This is a genomic window from Nocardioides sp. 31GB23, from assembly GCF_040012395.1.
GTDB classification, from domain to species: Bacteria; Actinomycetota; Actinomycetes; order Propionibacteriales; family Nocardioidaceae; genus Nocardioides; species Nocardioides salarius.
On record NZ_JBDYKJ010000054.1, the window covers coordinates 1 to 21,265 of the forward strand.

Genomic DNA, 21,265 nt, shown 5'->3' on the forward strand with positions numbered 1-21,265 from the left:
TCGGATGCGGGCGCTGAGCAGGGACGCAGGCCACGAGAGGAGTTCAGATGCTCAGAGAACTCACGGCACTAGGGACACCATGAAACGCCGAGATGACCGGGGATCTGCTTCGATCGAGGCCGCCATCGCCGTACCGGCCTTCGCACTGTTCGTGGGACTCATCATCTTCGGCGGCCGTACTGCCGTCGTACGTCACTCCTTGGAGTCCGCCGCCGCGGACGCAGCACGTTCGGCCTCCATCCTCCGGGTCGAGGCCGACGCCAAGAAGGCAGCGAAGGACGCGGCCGTCACCAACCTCGCCAACCAGGGCATCAACTGCCTCCGCGTCGACGTCGCCATCGACACCCAGCAGTTCTCCCACGATGTCGGCACACCAGCACAGGTCGACGTCACCGTTTCGTGCCTTCTCGACCTCTCAGATCTGTCCGTTCCCGGAGTGCCTGGCACCCGGACCATCTCGGCCACGATGACCAGCCCGCTCGACACGTGGCGGGAGCGATCGCCATGACACGACACGACAACGAACGCGGCTCGATCAGCATCTGGGTCGTCACCGCGACCATCGTGATGATGACGCTGGTCGGCCTGGCCGTCGACCTCGGCGGTCAGGTCCACGCGCAGCAGCGCGCTCACGACGTCGCCGCCCAAGCAGCCCGCGCCGGTGGACAGCAGGTGGAGGCGGCTCCGGCGGTGGAAGGCCGCTACGTCGCCCTCGACACCGCCGCTGCCCGACGTGCAGCGGAGCAGTACCTGGTCGCCGCTGGGGTCGAGGGAACCGTCACGATCACCGGCGGCACCACCTTGGTCGTCCGCGTCACCGACACCTACGAACCGACCTTCCTGTCGATGGTCGGCATCGGAAATCTCACGGTCACCGGTGACGCGTCAGCACGCCTGATCAGAACAACCGGAGGAGTCGAGCGATGAATCGCACCCATCCCCGTGCCCGAGGCCTTCTTGCCGCCCTCCTGATCGTGGCCGCGCTCGCCGGCGTGCCGCTGCTGCTCATCGCCCTGGGCGCCACTCCGTGGACCGTCGACCTGGCTGATCTGCGGCTCAGGCTGCTGAGCCCGGACGACGGCAGCGTCGCGCTCATCATCATCGGCGCCACCGCGTGGACCGCGTGGGCTGTGATGGCCTTCTGCCTGCTCACCGAGATCGTCGCTGCCGTACGTGGCGTGCGCGCACCACAACTGCGCGGTCTCGGAGCCGGGCAGCAGCTGGCATCCCAGTTGGTTGCTTCGGCCGCGGTCCTGTTCGCCGTCGCACAACCGCTCAGCATCACCCTGGCTGCTACCCCGGCACACGCCGACAGCATCACTGAGGTCCAGGCTCCGACTCCTGCTGCATCTCTTGCAGAGCCGATCGATGAGGCAACCTCGCCGTCAGTCCTCCCCGCGAAGTCCGCTCCTGCGACGGCGTCGTACACCACCCGGGCCCATGACAGCCTCTGGAAGATCGCCGAAGCGCACCTCGGCGACGGCACTCGGTTCACCGACATCGTCGACCTCAACCCCGACCTGTTCCCCGACGGACCGGAATTCCTCACCACCGGCACGGTGCTGCAACTCCCCGCAAGCGAAGCCACCACGGCGGTCGATCCCGACAACCTCTACGTGGTCGAACCCGGAGACACGTTGTGGGACATCGCCGATGAGGAGCTCGGCGACCCGACCCGCTACGACGATATCTTCGAAGCCTCCGACGACATCGTTCAACCCGATGGCCGCACATTGACCGATCCCGATCTGATCTACCCGGGCTGGGAACTCGAGATCCCCGACGACGCGCCACCGGTCGAGACGCCGCCACAGGAGACCCCACCCGATGATCCGATTCCGGAACCTCCATCGGCGACCGCACCCACCGCACCTCCAGAAGCCACAACCGCTCCCCCACCCCTCGACCTCGAAGCACCGGCAGACACAGCCACCGAAGAGGAATCCAGCGACGTCGACCAGATCTCCGGTCCACCCACCTGGCTGCTGCCCGGCCTCACCGGCGCCGGCACCGTCCTCGCAGGATCTCTCTTCCTCGTCCTGCGTGCCCAGCGCCGTACCCAATTGCGCTACCGAAGCCCCGGCGAAGTAATCGAACCACCTCCCCAGGACCTGGTCGCTGCCGAGAAGACCGCACGCCTCAGCGCCAGCACGGTGCCGCGACTCCAGGACCTCGACCGCCTGCTACGGCACCTCGCCGACGAGCTAGAGCTGACGCGCCAGCCGCGGCCTCGACTCCAGCACATCGAGTTCGCTGACCAGCATGTGATTCTCCACCTCGCCGAACCGGCCGCGCCACCGCCCGGATGGAGTGGCACAGACGAAGCTTGGACCTTCGAACTCGACCAACCGCTCCCCGACCCCGAAAGCCCGGCGCCCTGGCCCTTGCTGTGCACCATCGGCGCCACCGACGACGGGCACCTGGTGTTGGCCAACCTGGAAGAACTCGGCACCATCGCACTCACCGGTGACCAGGAAGTGGCAGCCGCACTCGCGCGCTCCATGACCGCCGAACTCACGCTCAGCCCGTGGAGCCTGCTCACCGACATCGACACGGTCGGCGTCGCCTCCCAACTCGCCGACCTCGATCCGGCGCGACTCCACCACCATGAGCCCGGCGACGTCGGGGTCCTCGACCGACTCACGGCTGAGCTTGCGACCCGCGGTGACAACGAGCCTGAGATGTTCCACGCCGTCATCGCGAGCAACGTCGAGGTGGCCGAGCCGCTGATCCGAGTCATCGCCAACAACACCGGCCGGCTCGGCGCCACTGTGGTGACCTCAAGCGACACCCCTGTCCCCGATGCTGTCTCGTTCCACTTAACCGGGGACGGCCGCCTGCACATCCAAGATCTCGGACTCGACCTCACCAGCGCCGGACTCACGACCGACGAGGCCGCCGCGACCGCAGCCATCGTCGCAGTCACCCGTGACGCTGCTCCAGTACCGCCGCCCAGCCAGCACTCTCAAGAGCCGGCATGGCGAGCAGCGACTGACCGCTCGGGGAACCTCGTGACAGCGTACGCCGACGCCCCGCCCGCAGCCCAGGAAGTCCTGCACACAGCTGACGACACCGCCGATGCCGCAGCTCAGCCCGACACCGTGGATGAGTCCTCCTACCCCGCGCAGCAGGAAGCGCCCGCGGTACTCGATGCGTTGCTCGACGAGGACGTCGCCACGTGGTTCGACGGTGACAGCCGGGTCCCCAAGCTGCACATACTCGGACCCGTGCGCGCCACTGCACACGGCAACCCAGCAGCAGTCGCTCGCCGCAAGCCTCACTACGTCGAGCTCCTCACCTACTTGGCCATGCACCCCGAAGGGGTCTCATCCCAGCAAGTCGCTGAGGCGTTCTCCATGAGCAAGGACCGGGTCCGCATCGACATCGGCGTGGTCCGCAAGTGGCTCGGCGACAACCCGCACACCGGCCGCCCCTACCTGCCGCCCGCAACACAAACACGAGCCGCCGGCGAAGCGGGAGTCTGGACCTATCAAGTCGACGACGTGCTCGTCGACGCTGACCTGTTCCGACGCCTTCGAGCTCGCGGCCAGGCCCGCGGAGACGAGGGCCAAGAAGACTTCGACACCGCTCTCCGGCTCGTCGACGGGCCACCGTTCTCCGACCTCCGCGAAACAGGTTGGAGCTGGTTACTCGACGCCGAGTCTCGCGATGACGAAATCTTGGCCTGCGCGATCGTCGACGTCTCGCACGATGTAGTAGCCGCCGCGGTTCAGGCGGGCGATCTGGACCGCGCAGCAAGGGTCGTGGAAGTCGCGACCAACGCCGCTCCCTTTGACGAGGTCGCCCGCGTCGATCATGCTGCCGTGCTCATGGCGCAAGGCCATGACACAGCAGCACGGAAGTACCTCGACGAGGCAGTCGTCGGCCGGTCTGACGACAAACTGGGCCCCATCGACCTGCCGGACCACACCGCAGAAGCGATCAAGCGGCTGAACCCAACTAGGAGGAACGGGGCCTGACGAAGTCTCAGGGACGCAATGCTCCGCTGAGAGCGGCGAGCGTGTCGCCGATGAGCCGGTAGTAAGCCCAGCGCCCACGTTGTTCTCGCTCGACAATGCCGGCATCGACCAGTTGCTTCATGTGATGCGAGACCGTCGGCTGCGAAAGCCCGACCGGCTCGACCAAGTCGCAAATGCAGGCCTCCTGACCAGGGGCCGCTGCAATCATCGACAGGAGCCGCACCCGCGTCGGGTCACCCAGCGCCTTGAACATCCGCGCCAAACGCTCAGCCTCCGCGACATCCAGAGCACCGCCAGTGACCGACGAGCAACACACGGTGGCCTCCTCGAGCAGCGGCAATGACTTAGGCATGAGCCCACTCTACTCAACGCATTGACAAACGTCGATGCATAGATCATTCTCGATGCATCGACGTTCATCAATGCGATTGGAGCGGTTCCATGTCGACCAGCAACGACGTACGAGAAGAGGTTCGCGCCCGCTATGCCCAAGCCGCGAACGCAGTGAACAGCGGCGTCTCCAACTCCGCACTCAACGACGGCCTGCAGGTCATCGAGGAGTCGTGTGGCGAGTCATCCTGTTGCTCCGGCACCACCGAAGTCGACGAGTCCTTCGGCGCGGCGCTCTACAGCAGCGGCGAGCAGTCCGAACTCCCCGCAGAAGCAGTGGCTGCAAGCTTGGGGTGCGGCAACCCGACCGCGGTGGCGGCACTCCAGCCCGGCGAATGTGTCCTGGACCTGGGATCCGGTGGTGGAATCGACGTACTCCTCTCCGCCCGTCGAGTCGGCGAGACCGGTTTCGCCTATGGCGTCGACATGACCGACGAAATGCTCGATCTGGCTCGCAGCAACGCCGCCAAGGCGAACGCGACCAACGTGGAGTTCCTCAAGGGCACCATCGAAGACATCCCCCTGCCCGATGCGACAGTCGACGTGGTGATCTCCAACTGCGTGATCAACCTGTCGACCGACAAAGCCAAGGTGATCGCCGAGATGCACCGTGTCCTGGCGCCCGGTGGTCGCATCGGGATCTCCGACGTCGTCGCCGAAGACCACCTCACTGCCACCGATCGGGCCGAACGCGGCTCGTACGTCGGGTGCATCGCCGGTGCGCTGTCCCGCGCCGAATACCTGACGGGGCTGGCCGAGGCCGGCTTCATCGACGCCGAAGTGGAGTTCACCCACGAAGCGGTCCCCGGCATGCACGGGGCCATCATCCGCGCCACCAAACCGGCCGCATGACCGCCAGCAACACCACACCGGCACCCGCGATCGGGAAACCGGCGCGGATGTCCACTCTCGACAAGTACCTCGCGGTGTGGATCGGGCTGGCCATGGTCACCGGCCTCCTGCTCGGCCGGTGGATACCCAGCATCGCCGACGCCCTCGACACCATCACCATCGGATCAGTGTCACTGCCGATCGCGATCGGGCTGCTGGTGATGATGTACCCGGTCCTGGCAAAAGTCCGCTACGACGAAGTCGGACACGTCGCCCGCGACACCCGCACCATGATCCTGTCGCTGGTGCTGAACTGGCTGATCGGCCCCGCACTCATGTTCACCCTGGCCTGGGTGTTCCTGGCCGACCTGCCGGAGTACCGCACCGGACTGATCATCGTCGGCCTCGCCCGGTGCATCGCCATGGTGATCATCTGGAACGACCTGGCCTGCGGCGACCGCGAAGCCGCCGCGGTCCTGGTCGCCATCAACTCCGTCTTCCAGGTCCTCGCCTTCGCGCTCCTCGGCTGGTTCTACCTCGACCTGCTCCCCGGCTGGCTCGGCCTGACCAGCACCGGACTCGACGTCTCCCCGTGGCAGATCGCCGGCAGCGTGCTGATCTTCCTCGGCATCCCCTTGGCAGCCGGCTACCTCACCCGCCGGCTCGGTGAAGCCCGACTGGGCCGCGAACGCTACGAAAGCCAGTTCCTCCCACGGATCGGACCGTGGGCGCTGTACGGGCTGCTGTTCACCGTCGTCATCCTGTTCGCCCTTCAGGGCGACGCCATCACCAACCAGCCCTTCGACGTCGCACGCATCGCCCTGCCCCTGGTCATCTACTTCACCCTGATGTGGGGCGGATCCATGCTGCTAGCGCACCGCGTCGGCCTGAGCTACGAACGCTCCACCAGCGTCGCGTTCACCGCCGCAGGCAACAACTTCGAGCTCGCCATCGCCGTGGCCATCGCCGTCTTCGGCGTCACCAGCGGCCAAGCACTCGCCGGCGTCGTCGGCCCCCTCATCGAGGTCCCCATCCTCGTCGGACTCGTCTACGTCAGCCTCTGGACCCGACGCTTCTTCCCGACATCCACCATCGACACATCGAGCACCGAGGCACGACCATGACCGAACCTCTCACCCCCCAGAGCCCGCGTCCCCAGGTCGTGTTCGCCTGCCGAGCCAACGGCGGTCGCTCGGTGGCCTCCCGGCTACTCGCCGAGCACTACGCCCAAGGCCGCATCGTCGCCCTGTCCGCCGGCACCGAACCCGGCGAAGACATCCACCCCGAAGTCGCCCGCGTCCTGGAGTCACTCGGTCTCGACACCAGCAACGAACACCCCACCCTCCTGACCGCCGACATGATCGCCGCCAGCGACCTGGCCATCACCCAGGGCTGCGGCGAGAACTGCCCCTACGTCCCCGGCGCCCACTACCGCGACTGGCCCCTCGACGACCCCAAAGGCCAAGACGACACCACCGTGCGCCGCATCATCACCGACATCGACACCCGAGTCCGCAACCTCATCCACGAACTCGTTCCCGACCACAACCTCCCACCCTCCCTGCTCGCCTGAGCGCCACCGCAAGCAACTTGGCCACTGGGCCGTTCAATTGGGGGTACGCCCGTTGACCTGCACAAACGCGTAGAGGTACGGGCGTACCCCCACCACTACCGGCGGGTAAGGGGTACGACGTCGGATACGGGTTCTGAGGATCGTCGAGCCCATGACCGACTCGACCCTCCACGCCACCAAGTCCCCACGCTGGTCTCCAGCGCTGGTGGCCGAACTGGAGCAGTCTGCGACACCCGCGGACGCTGCGACGGTGCTCGCCTGCGCGGGCATTCCGGTATTCCCGTGCGTTCCGCTTCAGAAGAACCCGCTCACCGAGCACGGGTTCCACGACGCCTCGACCGACACCTCCGTCGTGGCCGAATGGTGGCGCCGGTGGCCGGACGCGAACGTGGCCATGCCGACCGGATTCGCGTCAGGCGTCGATGTCGTGGACATCGACGTGCATGCCTCCGGCAGCGGCTTCGACGCGCTGCAGCAGGCTCGGTCAGCCGGCCTCCTTGGCGCGCCGGCGTGGGTCGTCTCGACCCCCTCGGGCGGCATGCACGCGTGCTTTCTACGGACGGGTTCGGTCGAGCAGCGGTCATGGCAAGTTCCCGGACGACACGTCGACTTCCGCGGCGACGGCGGGTACGTCGTACTGCCGCCATCCACCGTCATCCAGCCCGATGGCGAAGCTCGCACCTATCGAGTCGTCAACGTTGCCGCGCACCAACCCGATGCTGTCGACGCGAACACGCTCCGTCGATTCTTGGAACCGCCCCGCCCGACCTGTCCGCCAGCTGATCTGCCGACCCGCGGAGCTCGCCCGGATCGGCTCGCATCCTGGGTCGCCGCGCGGAGTGAGGGCGAAAGGAATCACGGCCTGTTCTGGGCATCGTGCCGCATGGCCGAGTCGGGCGAACGGTTCGACGTCACAGCCACTGTGCTGGGCGAGGCTGCCCAGTCGGCTGGTCTGACCGAGCGCGAGGCAATGACCACGATCCGCTCGGCCTACCGCATCGCCAACCGCCTGGGACCTCCGTCTGTGGCGGGTGAACGCCTGGGCCCTTCCCGAACGACTGAGGGGGTGCGCCTTTGACGCTCACCCCCGACCCGCCGACCCACCAAGACCTCACGAGGAACCTTCCATGAACGGACCTGACCCCTACGACCGACGACTCGACCGACTTCCTGATGAAGCCGCGCCTCACCCCAAGGCCACTCAGTCGGCTGAACCTCCATCGCTGGCGGTGCGGCGCGATCCCTCCCAACAGCCACTCATGCCGAGCCAGCAGAGCGCCCACGGCATCGCCTGGGTGCGCCCCACCGAACTCGCCATGCGTGTCGGCTCACCCGTTGCCGGTCGCGGCATCGACCTGCAAACAGCGTTGGCTACTCGAGCCCGGCGCGCCCCGTCCTCCGTGGCCAAGTCGGGGCACCGCACGAGTCGGTCGGCGATCGCCAGGCCAGCCACGCCCCCTGCACACGAAGGAGTGGAGCTGTGAAGACGCCATCGTTCACCACCGCGCAGGGCCTGCGGCTCCTGCTCGTGCGACTGCACTACTCACCGACCGGCACCTGGCAGCAAGACCCGGACGCGCACGAACTGATCCAGTTCGCGACCCAGAAGTACGCCGCCCTGGCACGCAAGTACGACCTGGCTCCCGAAGACGCTGCCTATGCCGCGTTCGAAGCGATGCGGACCCGCGCGGTCCGGACCGCCATCGACCCATGGGCGGTCGTCACCCGGGCCGTCCAAGTCACCTTGATCTACGAGGCCCGCGCCCAAGGACTGCTGTGCTCGAACCACCAGGCACGCCGTCCCGAAGTCGCGGCTCACCACGACGCGGAACGGATCGGTGAACGCGAGAACGACCTCACTGACTACCACCCGGCCTTCCACGTCACCGACGATCTCGGCGACGAGTACGACGACCACGCAGTTGAGGAACCAGACGCGGACGAGCCGACTAACGCGTGGGTCGCAGCCGAGCACGCCGCGTCGATCATGGTCGACAACGGATGGCCACAACCCACGGCCACGGGATGCGTCGAGTACGTCTGCAGCCAGTTGATCCGCTCGGGCAATCGCGCCACGGCGTACGCCCGCCTGACGCGTGATCACCACGCCGAGGCGTTGCTCGACCTGTCGCACGATCACTGGATCGCCGTTTTGCAGGCGCTTCTGGGCAACCAGCTCCCCACGCACGAACGCGCTCGCGAGGGCCGCGGGCTCCTGCAACTGCTGGCGCTCGGCTACCTGCCGGGCGAACTCAGCGGCGTGCCGTGTTTCGCCGACGTCTTCGAGACGACCGCACCCAGCCATGAGGGGGTCTCCCATGTCTGACGCGCACGGGCACATCGAGCTGGAGCGTCGTGTGGACTCCATCAAGGTCGGCGTACGGCACCGCTCCGACGCCGAGAGAGACCTCGCGCCCCTCATGAGGTCGATCGAACGCCTCGGACTCTTGCAGCCGGTCACCATCACTCCCGACGGCATGCTGGTGTGCGGACACCGCCGGCTAGCGGCCGTGAAGCAGCTGGGCTGGCCCACTCTGCGGGTCTGGGTCCGAACCGGGGTCTCGGACCACCTGACCCAACTGCTGGCCGAGCAGGACGAGAACACGATGCACCGGCCCCTCTCACCGCTGGATGCTGCACGGCTGTATCGGGAACTGAAAGAACTCCTAGCTGAGGATGCAGCCCGCCGTCAGCGGGCCACCCGGTTCGGTGCCGAAGACGGGGAGGAGGGCGCCGGTGGTCCCGATTCGGGACCACCGCAACTGGGTGCCGGCAAAGCTGCTCGCCAGGCAGCCCAGGCGATCACGAACTCTGCATCGCACACGCGACTCGAACAGATATGCACGATCGAAAGCATCGCCGCCGACGAGGCGACGCCCACCTCGGTGCGCAAGGTCGCCGAAGAAGAACTCGAGCGGATCCGCGAAGGAGGCGCAGTCGACCCCAGCTATCAGCGAGTCCGAGCCGCCATCGCCGCAGCCGAACAGGCACCAGACAACGATGAGTCGACCGAGGACCTGGAGGAACTGGCTGCTCGGGCGTTGGTCCAAGCCAAGGCAGATCGAGCACGGCGCATCCGGGAGAACCGGCTCAAGCGCGAGGCTGCCGCCGAGGCCGCCCGTCGTTCCGTGCACTCCTTCACACTGATGTGGGACGACCTGGCCGGGTGGGTCAATCGGTACGACCCGATCAAGGTCGGCCGTGAACTCACCGACGAACAGTGGGACTCCTTCCAGCAGACCCTCACCGAATCAGTGGCCTTCGCCGAAGCCGCGCGCGAGGCACGCGAGAACCAGCCGAGCGACGCGCTCGTGGACGCGTGAGGAGGAACCTGATCATGCTCCGCTCCCCCACCTACGATCCCGACCTTCGTCGGCGCCGTCTCATCGTCCTGGCGATCGTCACGACCCTTCTTCTCATCTCTGCAGTCACCTACGCGCTGCTGACCCGCGGGTCGACGAACACCGCTCAGCCCAGCACGCAGTCCATCTCCCACGCGCCTGACTCGGAGGCGGTTCCGTCCGGCACACCCGACGACGGCACCCTGCCGGAGTTGTTGCCCGTCACAGATCCGGAGCAGTTCGCCGAGTTAGTGGCTCACGCGATCTTCGATTGGGACACCTCATCGTTGGCACCGCGGGCGGCGTACCTGCAGCGCATCGCGACCGTGGCCGACCCGACCGGCGAGTCCTCACCCGGGCTGATCAGCGACGTCGACGCCTATCTACCGGCGGAGAAGATCTGGATCGACCTGCGTGAGTACGAGACGCGCCAGTGGATCGAGATCGAGACTGTCGAGATCCCTGCCAAGTGGGACACGGCCCTGGACCAGGCCGGTGGTGCCCTTGCGCCCGGGACGACCGCCTACACGATCACCGGAGTGCGACACCGCGACGGCCTGTGGGATGGCGAACCTGTCGCCAGCCAGCACGACGTGGCGTTCACCGTCTTTATGACCTGTGGGCCGACGTACGAACAATGCCGGCTGCTGCGACTCTCGCTGCTCGACGAGCCGCTGGAGTAGGTGGGGCCCATGCAGAAGGCCGTCATTGGCGGACTCGTCGCACTCATGGTGGGACCTGCAGCAATCCTGCTGTCACTCACCGCCATCCTCAATCCGGCAGCCGAAGCATCCTGCATGCCGCTGACATCGGTCAACTTCTTCGGCAAGAACGACAACGCGACGCCGGCGCCGGTCGGCGAGTCGTCACGGGTGGTGTTCCCGCTTCCGGCCGGCACCTGGGTCAAGACCAGCAACTATGGGATGCGTCTCCACCCCATCACCGGCATCTACAAGCTGCACTCGGGCGTTGATTTCGCCGCCCCATCGGGAACGCCGATCTTCGCTGCGGCAGACGGCCGGGTCGCCTCCGCAGGTCGGTCGGCGGGTTTCGGGAACCTGATCCTGATCGAGCACACCGCCGCCGGGCAGACCGTGGCCACCGGGTACGCGCATATGACCGAGGCCAGCATCATCGTCCGAGCTGGCGATCGCGTGACCGCCGGCCAACAGATCGCCTCCGTCGGCTCGACGGGATACGCCACCGGGCCACACCTGCATTTCGAACTGCGTCCGGGCGGCGCGAACGCCGCCAGCGCGGACCCAGTGCCCTGGCTCAACGCGCAAGGAGCCGTCGACCTGGCCGCCAGCACGCCGAGCGCCACCGGCGAATGCGGACCCGACGGAGACGCGACGACGTACAACGGAGTCAACCCCACCGGGATGGTCGATGACCCGACCACCACCGGCAAGATCACCCAACGGACCGCGCACATTCTGTCCCAAGTCCGTCAGCAGTTCCCCACCGCTGCCTGGTCGTGTTTCTCCCCTCGCCCGGGCCAACCCTCCGAGCACTCCCTGGGCCGCGCCTGCGACGGCACCTTCGGCAACTCCATCGGCGTGGCCGCCCAAGGACCGGCCCTCGACCTGGGCTGGAAAGTCACCAACTGGATGAAGGCCAACGCCGAAACGCTCGGCGTCCAGTACCTCATCTGGCAGGGGAAAATCTGGTCCGTCGCACGGTCAGCCGAAGGCTGGCGGCCCTACAACGGCGGAGGCATGCACGACCCCGCCAGCATCACCGGCGGCCACTACGATCACCTGCACTTCACTGCCATCCCCTGACTGCAAGGCAGCGATTGGGCCCGCTCGGCGCACCTGAGCAACATGGCCACCATCGAGATCATCCAGCGTGCTGTAGGACCCGACTTCGGTGCGGTTGGCGGGTCGGCGGACATGCGGTCTGTCATCGGCGCTCTGTTGACCTACGGGCTGATGTTCGCCTGTCTGATGCTCATCATCTCCGCCGCAGCTTGGGCGATCTCGTCGTCCAACGGCAGTTGGCAATCAGCTGCGAAGGCGAAGGCCGGCGTGTTCGTCGCCCTCGGCGGCGCCGCACTGACGGGTGGGGCGCTCGCGTGGGCGAACTGGCTACTCGACGTCGGCGCCGCTCTCTGACCGCGCCCGCTGACGCACCTGTGGGACAGACCGTCCTGCGACCTTCCTAGGAGGAATCATGCTTCAACTCGACCTGTTGCCCGCGATCGTTCAGCTCCTGCCGATGGACATCACCATCGACCCGAACTCCAACGGCCTGCCTGGGATCGGGCAGCTCCGCAAGATTGTCGGCGCATCCATGACCGTCGGTCTGATTCTGGCCGTCTTGGCCCTGATCATTTCGGCCGTCGTGTGGGCGATGGGCGCGAACTCGTCTAACCCGCACCTGGCTGGGCGCGGGAAATTCGGAGTCGTCATCGCGCTCGGTGCCGCGATCGTCACCGGCGCCTCGGTCGCGTTGGTCAACTTCTTCTGGAATGTCGGCCAAGCGGTCTGACTCGAACTCGAATCGAGAAGGAGCAGAACGATGGTCGACGTGTGCGACGTCCCCGTGATCTCCACGGTGTGCGACAAGGCTGGCGACGCCGCGGCCAGCTTGGTCACCGCCCCTTTCAACTGGCTCGCCGAGGGTATGGGCAACGCCGCGGAGTGGATGTTCAAGTCCGTGTGGAACGTCTTCGACTCCACCACGTCGGTCGACATCACCAGCGACGAGTACATGAAGGTCTACAACATCCTGTTCGGCGTCGCGGTCTTCGTGATGCTCGGCTTCTTCCTCCTCCAAGTCATCGGCGGCATGATCCGGCGAGAACCCGCAGCCCTGACCCGCGCACTCACCGGCCTTGCCAAATCAATCCTCGGGTCCTTCGTCGCGATCACCCTCCTCGCCCTCGCACTGGAAATCACCGACCAGCTCACCATCGGGATCGTCAACGCGGCCGGCACCAACATGAACGAGATGGGCGACCGCGTTGCCCTGCTCGCCGTCGGAATCGGCGGACTCAGCCTCAAAGCCCCCGGCGCGGCCGCAATCCTGACGATCTTCCTCGCCGGACTCGCCATCGGCGCCGCGGTCATCGTGTGGATCAGCCTCCTGGTCCGCAAGGCCCTGCTGCTCGTCGCGATCGTGTTCGCACCCATCGCCCTCGCCGGAGCTTCTTGGGACCAGACCCGCGGCTGGATCGGCAAGTGGGCGACCTTCGTGATCGCACTGATCTTGTCCAAGCTCGTGCTCGTGGTGATCTTTCTGCTCGCCACCGCCCAGGTCTCGGCTCCGATCGACGCCGACCTGCAGTCGGTCAGCGAACCGATCGCCGGCGTCGTGCTGATGCTGATGGCCGGGTTCGCGCCGTACATGACCTACAAGGCGATCAGCTTCATGGGCTTCGACATGTACCACGCGATGTCGGCTGAGCAGGAGACCAAGTCGTCGATGAACCGTCCCCTTCCGATCCGGACCGGCGGAGGATCGGGTGGCGTGGTCCCGAAGATCCTCGGTGGCGACGACGGAGGGTCTGGCAGTGGAGGGCGCGGCCCCGCGCCCGCTGCCGCCCCCAGCGGAGGCGGCGGAACCAGCGGCGCGGGCGGTGCTTCGTCGGGTGGGGCTGCGGCTGGCGGCGTCGGGGCCCCCGGTGCCGTGGCAGCCAAGGAGGCGGCAACCACCGGTCCGAAGATGGGCAACTACGTGGCCGCGCAGTCTTCTGGCCAGGCCGAGCAAGCAAGCGCACCCACCGGCGCCGCCGGGACAGTTCCGGCCCACACCGCCGATCCGACCCCTGCCATGACGGGCCGCCGCTCGGATGACTCGGGAGGCGGACGATGAGCGCCACGAACACCACCCGGTCGGGCGACTACGAGCTGCAGCCGGTGAAGTTCTCCCGACTGGCACGCCGCGGGGTCCTGTTCGGCCTGACCGCCTCCCAACTGGTGGTGGTCGGCATCGGAGTCGTGACGCTCGTGTTCTCCCTCTACGTCGGCGGTGGCACGAGCTTGGTCGTTGCCCTCCCGGTCATCGTCTGCTGCAGTGCCCTGGCCTGGGTCAGCGTCGGGGGCCGCAAACTCATCCAATGGCTGCCCATCGTCGGTGTCTGGCTGTGGCGCTCCACCGGAGGCCAACTGATCTACCGGCGTCGCGTCGTCGCCCCACGACCGGTCGGAACCCTCGCGCTTCCCGGGGATGCGGCCCGGTTGCGTCAGTGGCTCGACCCCGACACCGGCGCAGTCATGGTCCACGACCCGCACCGCTCGACGCTGACCGCCATCGTGGCGGTCTCCCATCCAGCGTTCATCCTGCTCGACCCGCTCGAACAAGAACGCCGCGTCACCGGCTGGGGCCGAGTCCTGGCCACCGCATGCCGATCGGGACGGCTCGCCTGCCTGCAGATCATGGAACGCACCCTGCCCGACTCCGGCAAAGGGCTGGCCGAATGGTGGCACCAGCACGGCTCCGGTGACGACAGCTTCACCGCCACAACGTACGGCGAACTCATCGACCGCGCCGGACCAGCCGGTGAACGCCACGCCTCGACCATCTCGTTGTCGCTGAACCTCAAGACCGCCAACCGAGCCATCCGCGCAGCCGGTGGAGGCAACCGCGGAGCCGCCGCCGTCCTACGCCACGAGATGTCGACCATCATCGCCGCGCTGCGCTCAGCCGACCTCGCCCCTTCTGACTGGCTCGACCCCGGCGAACTCGCCGTCATCCTGCGCGGTGCCTACGACCCCGATGTCGGCGCGGCGCTGGAGCGTCACGGAGATGTCGGCCGCGACCTCGCCACTGCTGGCCCAGTCGCCGTCACCGAGAGCTGGTCAATGCTGCGCTCGGACTCCGCACACCACTGCGTGCTGTGGATCAGCGAATGGCCACGATCCCTGGTCTTCCCCGGGTTCCTTGCACCCGTCCTGTTGTCCTCGGGCATCCGACGCACCTTCACGCTGCTCTACACGCCGCTGCGCACCGATCAAGCCGCCCGCGACATCCGCAAGAAGAAGACCGAGTACGTCTCCGACGCCGCCCAACGTCAACGCATCGGCCAGATCGAAGACGCCCAGCACAGCGCCGAATACCAGGACGTCCTCCAGCAGGAGGCTGACCTGACCGCCGGCCACGGCATCCTCCGCGTCACCGGCCTCATCGCCGTCAGCGCCAGCGACCCCGACGAACTCGAACGCGCCGTCGCTGACATCGAACAAGCCGCCATCCAAGCCTCGTGTGAGACCCGGCGTCTGTGGGGTCAGCAGGCCCAGGCGTTCACCGCCGCTGCACTGCCGCTGTGCCGCACAGTGTGACTCGTAGGCGCTTCAAAACGAGCGGTTCGACCTGCGAGATGGCGAAACGGAAGCTCATGCTTCCAACTCTCGTTCCTCGTCGAGGATCTCCGCTACATCCAGCACATCCGATTCCGACTCCGAATCCTCGTCGACCGCAGGACCTTCTCGAACCCAATCCTGCGGGTCAAGATCATATTTCTCGGAGAGGAATCGGACTCGGTACACATCCTCCGCCCTCTGATAGACGTGCCTCGTCATATTCGCGCTGAGCGCAGCGTTGATACCCACGCCGACGAACGGCACGGTCTGCGCAAGCTTTCGCTGAGTCAACTTGATACCCAGCACCTGATACACGCGCCCGATGACTCTGACAATGACCTGTTCATTGAGCTGCTTCCAGGTTGCCTGCCGCATCATCTGCTGCGTAAGTCGCGACAAGGCAGCGAGCGCCGTGTGCTTGGCTTCCAGCGTCCCCGCTATCCCCAAGGACAACACACCCATTGCGAAGAGCTCTTCGTCAGGAAGCCGGACGTCGTACCCGTATCTGACTGCGACTGATCCAACACTTCGACCCATCATCGCCAGCGACGCAACTGTGTCTGCAGCTACTGCTGCAACCACGGCGCCCGACGCAACGCCTCCGCTTACGGTCGTAGAAACCACGGTGCCAGTACGGCGAGGGATGTCGCGGTGCCCTGAACGGCGGACGTCGATACGTACAACCCTTTGCGACGCCTGAAGCGATCAAGGTCGCGAACGTCCAACTGCTTCAGATCGTCCAGACCAAGGAGTCCATCGTGCTTCTTCTGGTACCCACGGAGCGCCCCCTCGGCGCTCGCTGACCGAAGGGCGGGATTGAAGGTGAGCTCGAGAGTCCCATTCATGGTCTTCTCGACGATTCCCTTGACTGCGGCCGTCGGCAAGTGCGCATCAGCGAAATCGGAGGCCCGCTCCGTCGTGGTACTGGCGATCTCACGCACCTTCCTGGGCACGACTGCCTTGTGCGGCGGCTCGTGCAAGCGCGTCAGGCTCTTCTCCCACGCCCCACGCTCGTATGCGCTCATTCGATCCGCGCTTTGCTGCTCCGCCACCGACCCACCGTCCTCCGTTTGCTCTCCGCCTCCGGAGTCTATGACTGCCGTCCGACTGATTCCCTGGGCAAGAGCGCCTCACAGCCACTGGCTCATCAGCCGCGTGGCGAGCCCGTCGGCTCACCTGACTGGTGACGTTCGCCCTCCAGGAGGAATCAATGCCGACCTTCGACAACCCCGCTGCTGATGCTTCCGAGGCCGAGCAAGCCCTGCGTGGCCTCGCCCACGCCACCCGGCGGATCGACGATCCGACCCAGATCTACGGGGTGCTCGGATCGCTGTCCCGAGTGACCGCGTCGCTGAGTCAGGCGCTGCACCAGTTGGGGTCGTATCACGACAACCACGGGGCACGCGCTGAGGCGACGATCGTCGATCCGAAGCAGACGGGCGCTGCGTACCGAGTGTCTTGGGACCTGCACCGTGCCGGCGAGATGCTGGCCAGCATCCAGAAGTCGATCGACAGCGCACACCAGTCAGAAGCCACGATCGTCTACCCAGACCCGGTCTCCACATCCCGCCCTGCCGGTCGAAGTCACGACGGGTTGTCGCTGTGAACGACCACGACGCCTCCCGGCTGCACAGCGCCGTACTCGTATCACCGAAACGCGAACGACGGCGTGACCGCAAGGCCCGAAAACTCGCAGCACGGGACCTCCTCGCCCGCGACCGCGCCGAACAGAAGACCGTAGCCCGAGCCAAAGCCGACGCACTCACCGCCGAACGCAAGGCCACCGTGCTGCTGCCCAAGGCCGGCGAGCGCGGTACCGCGGCCTTGCGAACACCGGGCCGGCTACGACTCCCCCGCCACCAAGACACCTCCGCCACCCTGGCTGGTGCCTATCCGTTCCTCGCCGAAGGTGGGCTCGGTAGCGACGGCGTGTTCGTCGGCCAGGACCTCTACTCCGGCAGTTCCTTCGTCTACGACCCCTGGGTCCTCTATGCCCGCGGCCTGATCACTGCCCCGAACGTCGTACTCGCCGGGATCGTCGGCTCCGGGAAATCCTCTCTGGCCAAGAGCCTGTACACCCGCTCCATCCCGTTCGGGCGCCGCGTCTACATCCCCGGCGACCCGAAAGGTGAGCACACGGGAGTGGCTGAGGCGGTCGGCGGCAAGGCGATCGCTCTCGGCCACGGCATGTCTGCCCGGCTCAACCCTCTCGACGAGGGCCACCGCCCCAGCGGTCTCGACGACGTGCAGTGGGCGGCCCAGGTCAGCGCACGCCGTCGCGACCTGCTCGGCGCCTTGGCCGAGACCGTGCTCGACCGCCGACTCTCCCCGCTGGAACACACCGCTATCGACATCGCCCTGGCTGAGGTCGTCCGCACCGCCGAGGTACCGGTGCTTCCACTGGTGGTCGACCGGCTCCTAGAACCCGACCCGTCCGTCGATCCCACCGGTCGCCTGACCGAGGACGGCCGGCTGCCCGGCCACGCGCTGCGCCGCCTCGTCGCGGGTGACCTCGCCGGACTCTTCGACGGCCCCTCGACTGTCCGGTTCGATCCCACGCTGCCGATGATCTCCCTCGACCTGTCACGGGTCACCGAGAACGCCACCCTGGTCTCGGTGCTGATGACGTGCGCGTCGGCTTGGATGGAATCCGCGCTCCTCGACCCCAACGGCGGACAACGCTGGGTCGTGTACGACGAAGCGTGGCGACTGATGTCCCACCCAGCTCTGCTGCGGCGCATGGACGCCCACTGGCGCCTCGCCCGGCACTACGGAATCGCCAACATGCTGATCTTCCACAAACTCTCCGACCTCGACAACGTCGGCGACTCCGGCTCAGCCATGCGCGCACTCGCGGCATCGCTGCTGGCGAACGCAGAGACCCGCGTCGTCTACCGCCAAGAGTCCGACCAGCTCGGGAGCACCGCCACTGCCCTCGGGCTGACCGGCACCGAACAATCTCTGCTGCCGACGTTGGGAACCGGACAGGGCCTTTGGCGGATCAAGCACCGCTCGTTCGTTGTGCAACATCAGCTTCATCCCGCCGAGCTGGAGTTGTTCGACACCACGGGCCGCATGACAGCAGATTAGAACTTCGGGGTGAGATTGTTGGCAACTGGCACCGAGGTTGACCTTCGAGTGGGTTGAGGCCCGACGATGTTCAGGTGGCAAACACGGAGATGATGTCGATCGGCGCATTCGCCAAGCTCGCCGGACTGACTGCGAGCGCGTTGCGGTTCTATGACGACGCCTGCTTGCTTCGTCCCGATTGGGTGGACCCGGTGAGCGGGTATCGGTTCTACCGCGAGTCGCAACTGGTGCTTGCCTTGCAGTTACGTCAGTTGCGAGAGATCGGGATGTCTCTGCCGACGATCGGCGAGTTCTTCACCGCCACCGGCGAGGACGCCGCCCTGCTCATCGACGAGCAGGTGGCCAGGGTCGCTGCGGAGTCCGCCGGGATTCAGCAAACCGCAGCATCACTCAAGGCATCTCTCGGCGAGGGCGCACGCCTCACCCTGTGCGCTCTGCCGGGTCCAGTCCTCGCGGCAGCAGTCGACCAAGTCCTGTCCACCACAACTCAGGACCCCGAGGTCCCGGCCTTGGGAGGCGTACGTCTGGAAGCAGCTCCCGACGCAATCTCGCTAACTGCCACCGATCGCTACCGCCTCGCCACGCGGACGCTGGTCCCCAGCCGCCCTTACGCCGCTTCTTGGGCGGGAACGCTGGCCGGAGAGGACCTCCAGGCCGCCGCATCGCGGCTCCGGCGGAGCCCCACCGTGACGCTGGAAGCGGGCGAGCTGACGCTGGACCTCCGCATGGCCGACGATGCCGTGGCCCACTGTCGCGTGCTCAGCGAGGTCTTTCCCGACTACAGGCTCATGATGGCGTCACTCCCCGCGGTGACGCATCGAGTCACGGTCGAGACGCGGCAGATCCTCAAGGCGCTAGAACGAGCGCCCGCGACCGTCGAGCTGCGCGTCGCTGCCGGCAAGCCGAGTCTCCTGCTGCCCGACGCCGTGGTGGATCTGTGCGGCACCGCCACCGGGCCTGATCTAACGCTCTGGTTCGAGTTGACCACGTTGTATCCCGCGCTGAGCCACGCGCTAGGCACCGACTTGATGCTCGATCTTCGTGGACCTGACCAGCCAGCGACTGTCCGATCAGCCGACAACGGGGACCTGACCACGCTCGTAATGCCCTGCCGACCCCACCGGTCCTGACGAACGACCCCGCACTGAGCGATTGCTCGATGGCCCCTCCCATCCAAGACGACAAGGACTGACCCATCTCATGACTGAAGCCACCGCCACTCCCGATCCGATGATGGAGGCAATCGGCAACGCCGTGATCCTCGGACGCGCGGGCAACCCCGAAGCAGCTCGGCGAAACCTGCTCGCGATCTGGGAGCAGATCGGGAGTGCAGGCGACCCGTTCCACCGCTGTACGCTCGCTCACTACCTAGCCGATCTCCATGAGGAACCCGCCGAGGCTCTTGTCTGGGACGTCCGCGCTCTCGATGCCGCCGACGCCCTCACTGATGAACGGGTCGAACAACACCATGTCAACCTTCAAGTGGCCGGGTTCTACCCGAGTCTCCACCTCAACATCGCCGACAACCTCCGCCGCTTGGGAGCGTTCAAAGCCGCTCGCGAGCACATTGAACAGGCAAGGCTCCACAGCTCGGCCCTTTCCGATGACGCCTACGGCAACACCATCCGGACGGCCATTAGCGAGGTTCGCCGGGCCATCGTTAACCGCGACACAGCCCGCCGAACATCCGCGCCGGGTGCAACCCCGTGATCGACAAGAATCTGCCGCTGCCCGTCGAGCGCTTCTGACGGCGATAGCTCTCGTGTCGGAACCTCACGAAACGTCATGCTCGCAACGCCCTGTCGAGCTGGGCCACCAATTGCGCGATCTGATTCTTGCCGCCAACGGCCCCGGGGTAACGGCCGAGTACGTCGATAACAACCGGGGTGGCGCGTTGTCGTGCCTCGTTGATCGCCTGGTCACCGACTGCTAGATCGCCTCCAGACCGAAGTTCCGCGAGGAGCGCAGCGATCGCCGCGGCTCGGAGGATGTGCCCTACCTGGGTGGCTCTCGCAATCGGATGCAGGTGAGCCGCACCCGCAGCGTCACCGACGCAGCTGGCAGCCAGCCGGGCCTCATCTGTCGACGCTTCGCTCGCCGCCCGGTGCGCATCTAGCGCGGTGACCCGCTGGAGGCGGATTCGAGCCCCGCCATCCGCGACACCCAAGCCGCCTATATCGCCGAGCGTGGCCGTGCGCCGTCGGGATCGGCGCTCTCGAACAACGCCAAAACTCCTTGGGCCAACTCGGCCGCATCCCGCGCCACCGCTCGCAACTCCTCCATGCTCAACACGAAGTCGCCCGACGCAGCCACCATCCATCGATCGGCCCACGACCAGACGGCCGCTCCGATCGTGCAGTCCGTGTGTCCTGGATCAGGGCACTAACTCGACCTCGACTCCCACCTGCGACAGCAACGACGCACCTGATGGACGAAACGTCGTCCAGGAGGTGAGGTCGGGATGCGGCACCAGACACCCGAAGCGCAGCAGGCCCGCGAGGCCAAGCTCGACGCGCTGCACACCAAACTGACCGAGTCAGTCAGCACGCTGGTCAGCGGCGATGACTGGCGCCGCGCACTCGAGTTCTCCGCGAGGTTCCGCAGCCGATCAACTGGCAGGAGGGGCGTATTCGAAGTCCGTGAATGGTCAGCGCTTTGACCGGTCGCGGCACGTAGCGGCGCCCGGCGGGACGTCCGCTCCATTCCTCCATCCACCGCGACGAATGACCGTTCAGCCGCGGCTGTACTATTCAG

23 protein-coding genes are annotated in these 21,265 nt (G+C 66.5%); 20 read left to right on the forward strand and 3 right to left on the reverse strand.

The genetic code is table 11. The annotated features are described in order from the left end of the window. The 3 genes from ABKW28_RS16305 to ABKW28_RS16315 all read left to right on the forward strand — a co-directional run. Positions 1 to 508: TadE family protein (locus ABKW28_RS16305; protein ID WP_348611485.1), on the forward strand; the 508-nt coding region annotated here is incomplete at its 5' end. Further along, the gene (locus ABKW28_RS16310; RefSeq protein WP_348611488.1) at positions 487 to 927 is read left to right on the forward strand and encodes a pilus assembly protein TadG-related protein; all 441 of its coding nucleotides are present in this window, start codon (positions 487 to 489) and stop codon (positions 925 to 927) included. The genes ABKW28_RS16305 and ABKW28_RS16310, both read left to right, overlap by 22 nt. Continuing rightward, entirely contained in the window at positions 924 to 3,980 is a 3,057-nt protein-coding gene (locus ABKW28_RS16315) for a LysM peptidoglycan-binding domain-containing protein (protein ID WP_300399935.1), read from the forward strand. The genes ABKW28_RS16310 and ABKW28_RS16315 overlap by 4 nt, the downstream gene beginning before the upstream one ends. A 7-nt stretch (positions 3,981 to 3,987) precedes the next feature. Here the strand turns inward: ABKW28_RS16315 and ABKW28_RS16320 are convergent, their stop codons facing one another. Beyond that, complete coding sequence (locus tag ABKW28_RS16320; RefSeq protein ID WP_300399934.1) at positions 3,988 to 4,332, reverse strand: metalloregulator ArsR/SmtB family transcription factor; 345 nt, start codon at positions 4,330 to 4,332, stop codon at positions 3,988 to 3,990. Between the two features lie 89 nt (positions 4,333 to 4,421). Here ABKW28_RS16320 and arsM point away from each other — a divergent pair, with 89 nt between their 5' ends. The 12 genes from arsM (at position 4,422) to ABKW28_RS16380 (ending at position 15,400) form a co-directional block, all read left to right on the forward strand. Then, positions 4,422 to 5,222 carry an arsenite methyltransferase gene (gene arsM, locus ABKW28_RS16325; RefSeq protein ID WP_300399933.1) on the forward strand — a complete coding sequence of 267 codons (801 nt, stop codon included), beginning with the start codon at positions 4,422 to 4,424 and terminating at the stop codon, positions 5,220 to 5,222. Next, positions 5,219 to 6,325: an ACR3 family arsenite efflux transporter gene (gene arsB, locus ABKW28_RS16330; RefSeq protein ID WP_300399932.1), complete on the forward strand. Its 1,107-nt coding sequence runs from the start codon at positions 5,219 to 5,221 to the stop codon at positions 6,323 to 6,325. The genes arsM and arsB overlap by 4 nt, the downstream gene beginning before the upstream one ends. Next, positions 6,322 to 6,774, forward strand: a complete 453-nt coding sequence (locus ABKW28_RS16335) for a heat-shock protein HtpX (RefSeq protein WP_300399931.1) — start codon at positions 6,322 to 6,324, stop codon at positions 6,772 to 6,774. Before arsB ends, ABKW28_RS16335 begins: the two co-directional genes overlap by 4 nt. A 151-nt stretch (positions 6,775 to 6,925) precedes the next feature. Next, positions 6,926 to 7,852, forward strand: coding sequence for a bifunctional DNA primase/polymerase (locus ABKW28_RS16340; protein WP_300399930.1), 927 nt, complete (start codon positions 6,926 to 6,928; stop codon positions 7,850 to 7,852). A 402-nt stretch (positions 7,853 to 8,254) separates the two neighbouring features. Then, entirely contained in the window at positions 8,255 to 9,100 is an 846-nt protein-coding gene (locus ABKW28_RS16345; protein ID WP_300399929.1) for a serine/arginine repetitive matrix protein 2, read from the forward strand. Then, positions 9,093 to 10,097 carry a ParB N-terminal domain-containing protein gene (locus tag ABKW28_RS16350; RefSeq protein ID WP_300399928.1) on the forward strand — a complete coding sequence of 335 codons (1,005 nt, stop codon included), beginning with the start codon at positions 9,093 to 9,095 and terminating at the stop codon, positions 10,095 to 10,097. Before ABKW28_RS16345 ends, ABKW28_RS16350 begins: the two co-directional genes overlap by 8 nt. Before the next feature lie 14 nt (positions 10,098 to 10,111). Continuing rightward, entirely contained in the window at positions 10,112 to 10,798 is a 687-nt protein-coding gene (locus ABKW28_RS16355) for a cell wall protein (RefSeq protein ID WP_300399927.1), read from the forward strand. Between the two features lie 9 nt (positions 10,799 to 10,807). After that, positions 10,808 to 11,899: a M23 family metallopeptidase gene (locus tag ABKW28_RS16360; RefSeq protein WP_300399926.1), complete on the forward strand. Its 1,092-nt coding sequence runs from the start codon at positions 10,808 to 10,810 to the stop codon at positions 11,897 to 11,899. Positions 11,900 to 11,941: 42 nt separating this feature from the next. Beyond that, positions 11,942 to 12,232, forward strand: a complete 291-nt coding sequence (locus tag ABKW28_RS16365) for a DUF6112 family protein (RefSeq protein WP_300399925.1) — start codon at positions 11,942 to 11,944, stop codon at positions 12,230 to 12,232. 58 nt (positions 12,233 to 12,290) lie between these two features. Continuing rightward, positions 12,291 to 12,608 carry a DUF6112 family protein gene (locus tag ABKW28_RS16370; RefSeq protein WP_300399924.1) on the forward strand — a complete coding sequence of 106 codons (318 nt, stop codon included), beginning with the start codon at positions 12,291 to 12,293 and terminating at the stop codon, positions 12,606 to 12,608. A gap of 30 nt (positions 12,609 to 12,638) precedes the next feature. Continuing rightward, complete coding sequence (locus tag ABKW28_RS16375) at positions 12,639 to 13,934, forward strand: conjugal transfer protein TrbL (protein WP_348611490.1); 1,296 nt, start codon at positions 12,639 to 12,641, stop codon at positions 13,932 to 13,934. After that, a complete protein-coding gene (locus tag ABKW28_RS16380) occupies positions 13,931 to 15,400 on the forward strand; it encodes a PrgI family protein (protein WP_348611493.1) in 1,470 nt (489 codons plus the stop codon). Before ABKW28_RS16375 ends, ABKW28_RS16380 begins: the two co-directional genes overlap by 4 nt. Before the next feature lie 54 nt (positions 15,401 to 15,454). Here the strand turns inward: ABKW28_RS16380 and ABKW28_RS16385 are convergent, their stop codons facing one another. Both ABKW28_RS16385 and ABKW28_RS16390 read right to left on the reverse strand, forming a co-directional pair. Next, the gene (locus ABKW28_RS16385; RefSeq protein ID WP_300399922.1) at positions 15,455 to 16,045 is read right to left on the reverse strand and encodes an EcsC family protein; all 591 of its coding nucleotides are present in this window, start codon (positions 16,043 to 16,045) and stop codon (positions 15,455 to 15,457) included. Beyond that, entirely contained in the window at positions 16,027 to 16,473 is a 447-nt protein-coding gene (locus tag ABKW28_RS16390) for a hypothetical protein (RefSeq protein WP_348611496.1), read from the reverse strand. The genes ABKW28_RS16385 and ABKW28_RS16390 overlap by 19 nt, the downstream gene beginning before the upstream one ends. A 158-nt stretch (positions 16,474 to 16,631) precedes the next feature. Between ABKW28_RS16390 and ABKW28_RS16395 the strand changes: the two genes are divergently transcribed. The 5 genes from ABKW28_RS16395 to ABKW28_RS16415 all read left to right on the forward strand — a co-directional run bounded on the left by ABKW28_RS16395 (position 16,632) and on the right by ABKW28_RS16415 (position 21,170). After that, positions 16,632 to 17,027 carry a hypothetical protein gene (locus tag ABKW28_RS16395; RefSeq protein WP_300399920.1) on the forward strand — a complete coding sequence of 132 codons (396 nt, stop codon included), beginning with the start codon at positions 16,632 to 16,634 and terminating at the stop codon, positions 17,025 to 17,027. After that, entirely contained in the window at positions 17,024 to 18,511 is a 1,488-nt protein-coding gene (locus ABKW28_RS16400) for an ATP-binding protein (protein WP_300399919.1), read from the forward strand. The genes ABKW28_RS16395 and ABKW28_RS16400 overlap by 4 nt, the downstream gene beginning before the upstream one ends. Positions 18,512 to 18,585: 74 nt before the next feature. Continuing rightward, the gene (locus tag ABKW28_RS16405) at positions 18,586 to 19,641 is read left to right on the forward strand and encodes a MerR family transcriptional regulator (protein ID WP_300399918.1); all 1,056 of its coding nucleotides are present in this window, start codon (positions 18,586 to 18,588) and stop codon (positions 19,639 to 19,641) included. A 70-nt stretch (positions 19,642 to 19,711) separates the two neighbouring features. Beyond that, a complete protein-coding gene (locus ABKW28_RS16410) occupies positions 19,712 to 20,221 on the forward strand; it encodes a hypothetical protein (RefSeq protein WP_300399917.1) in 510 nt (169 codons plus the stop codon). Between the two features lie 751 nt (positions 20,222 to 20,972). Further along, complete coding sequence (locus ABKW28_RS16415) at positions 20,973 to 21,170, forward strand: hypothetical protein (protein ID WP_300399916.1); 198 nt, start codon at positions 20,973 to 20,975, stop codon at positions 21,168 to 21,170. Positions 21,171 to 21,265 lie beyond the last annotated feature (95 nt).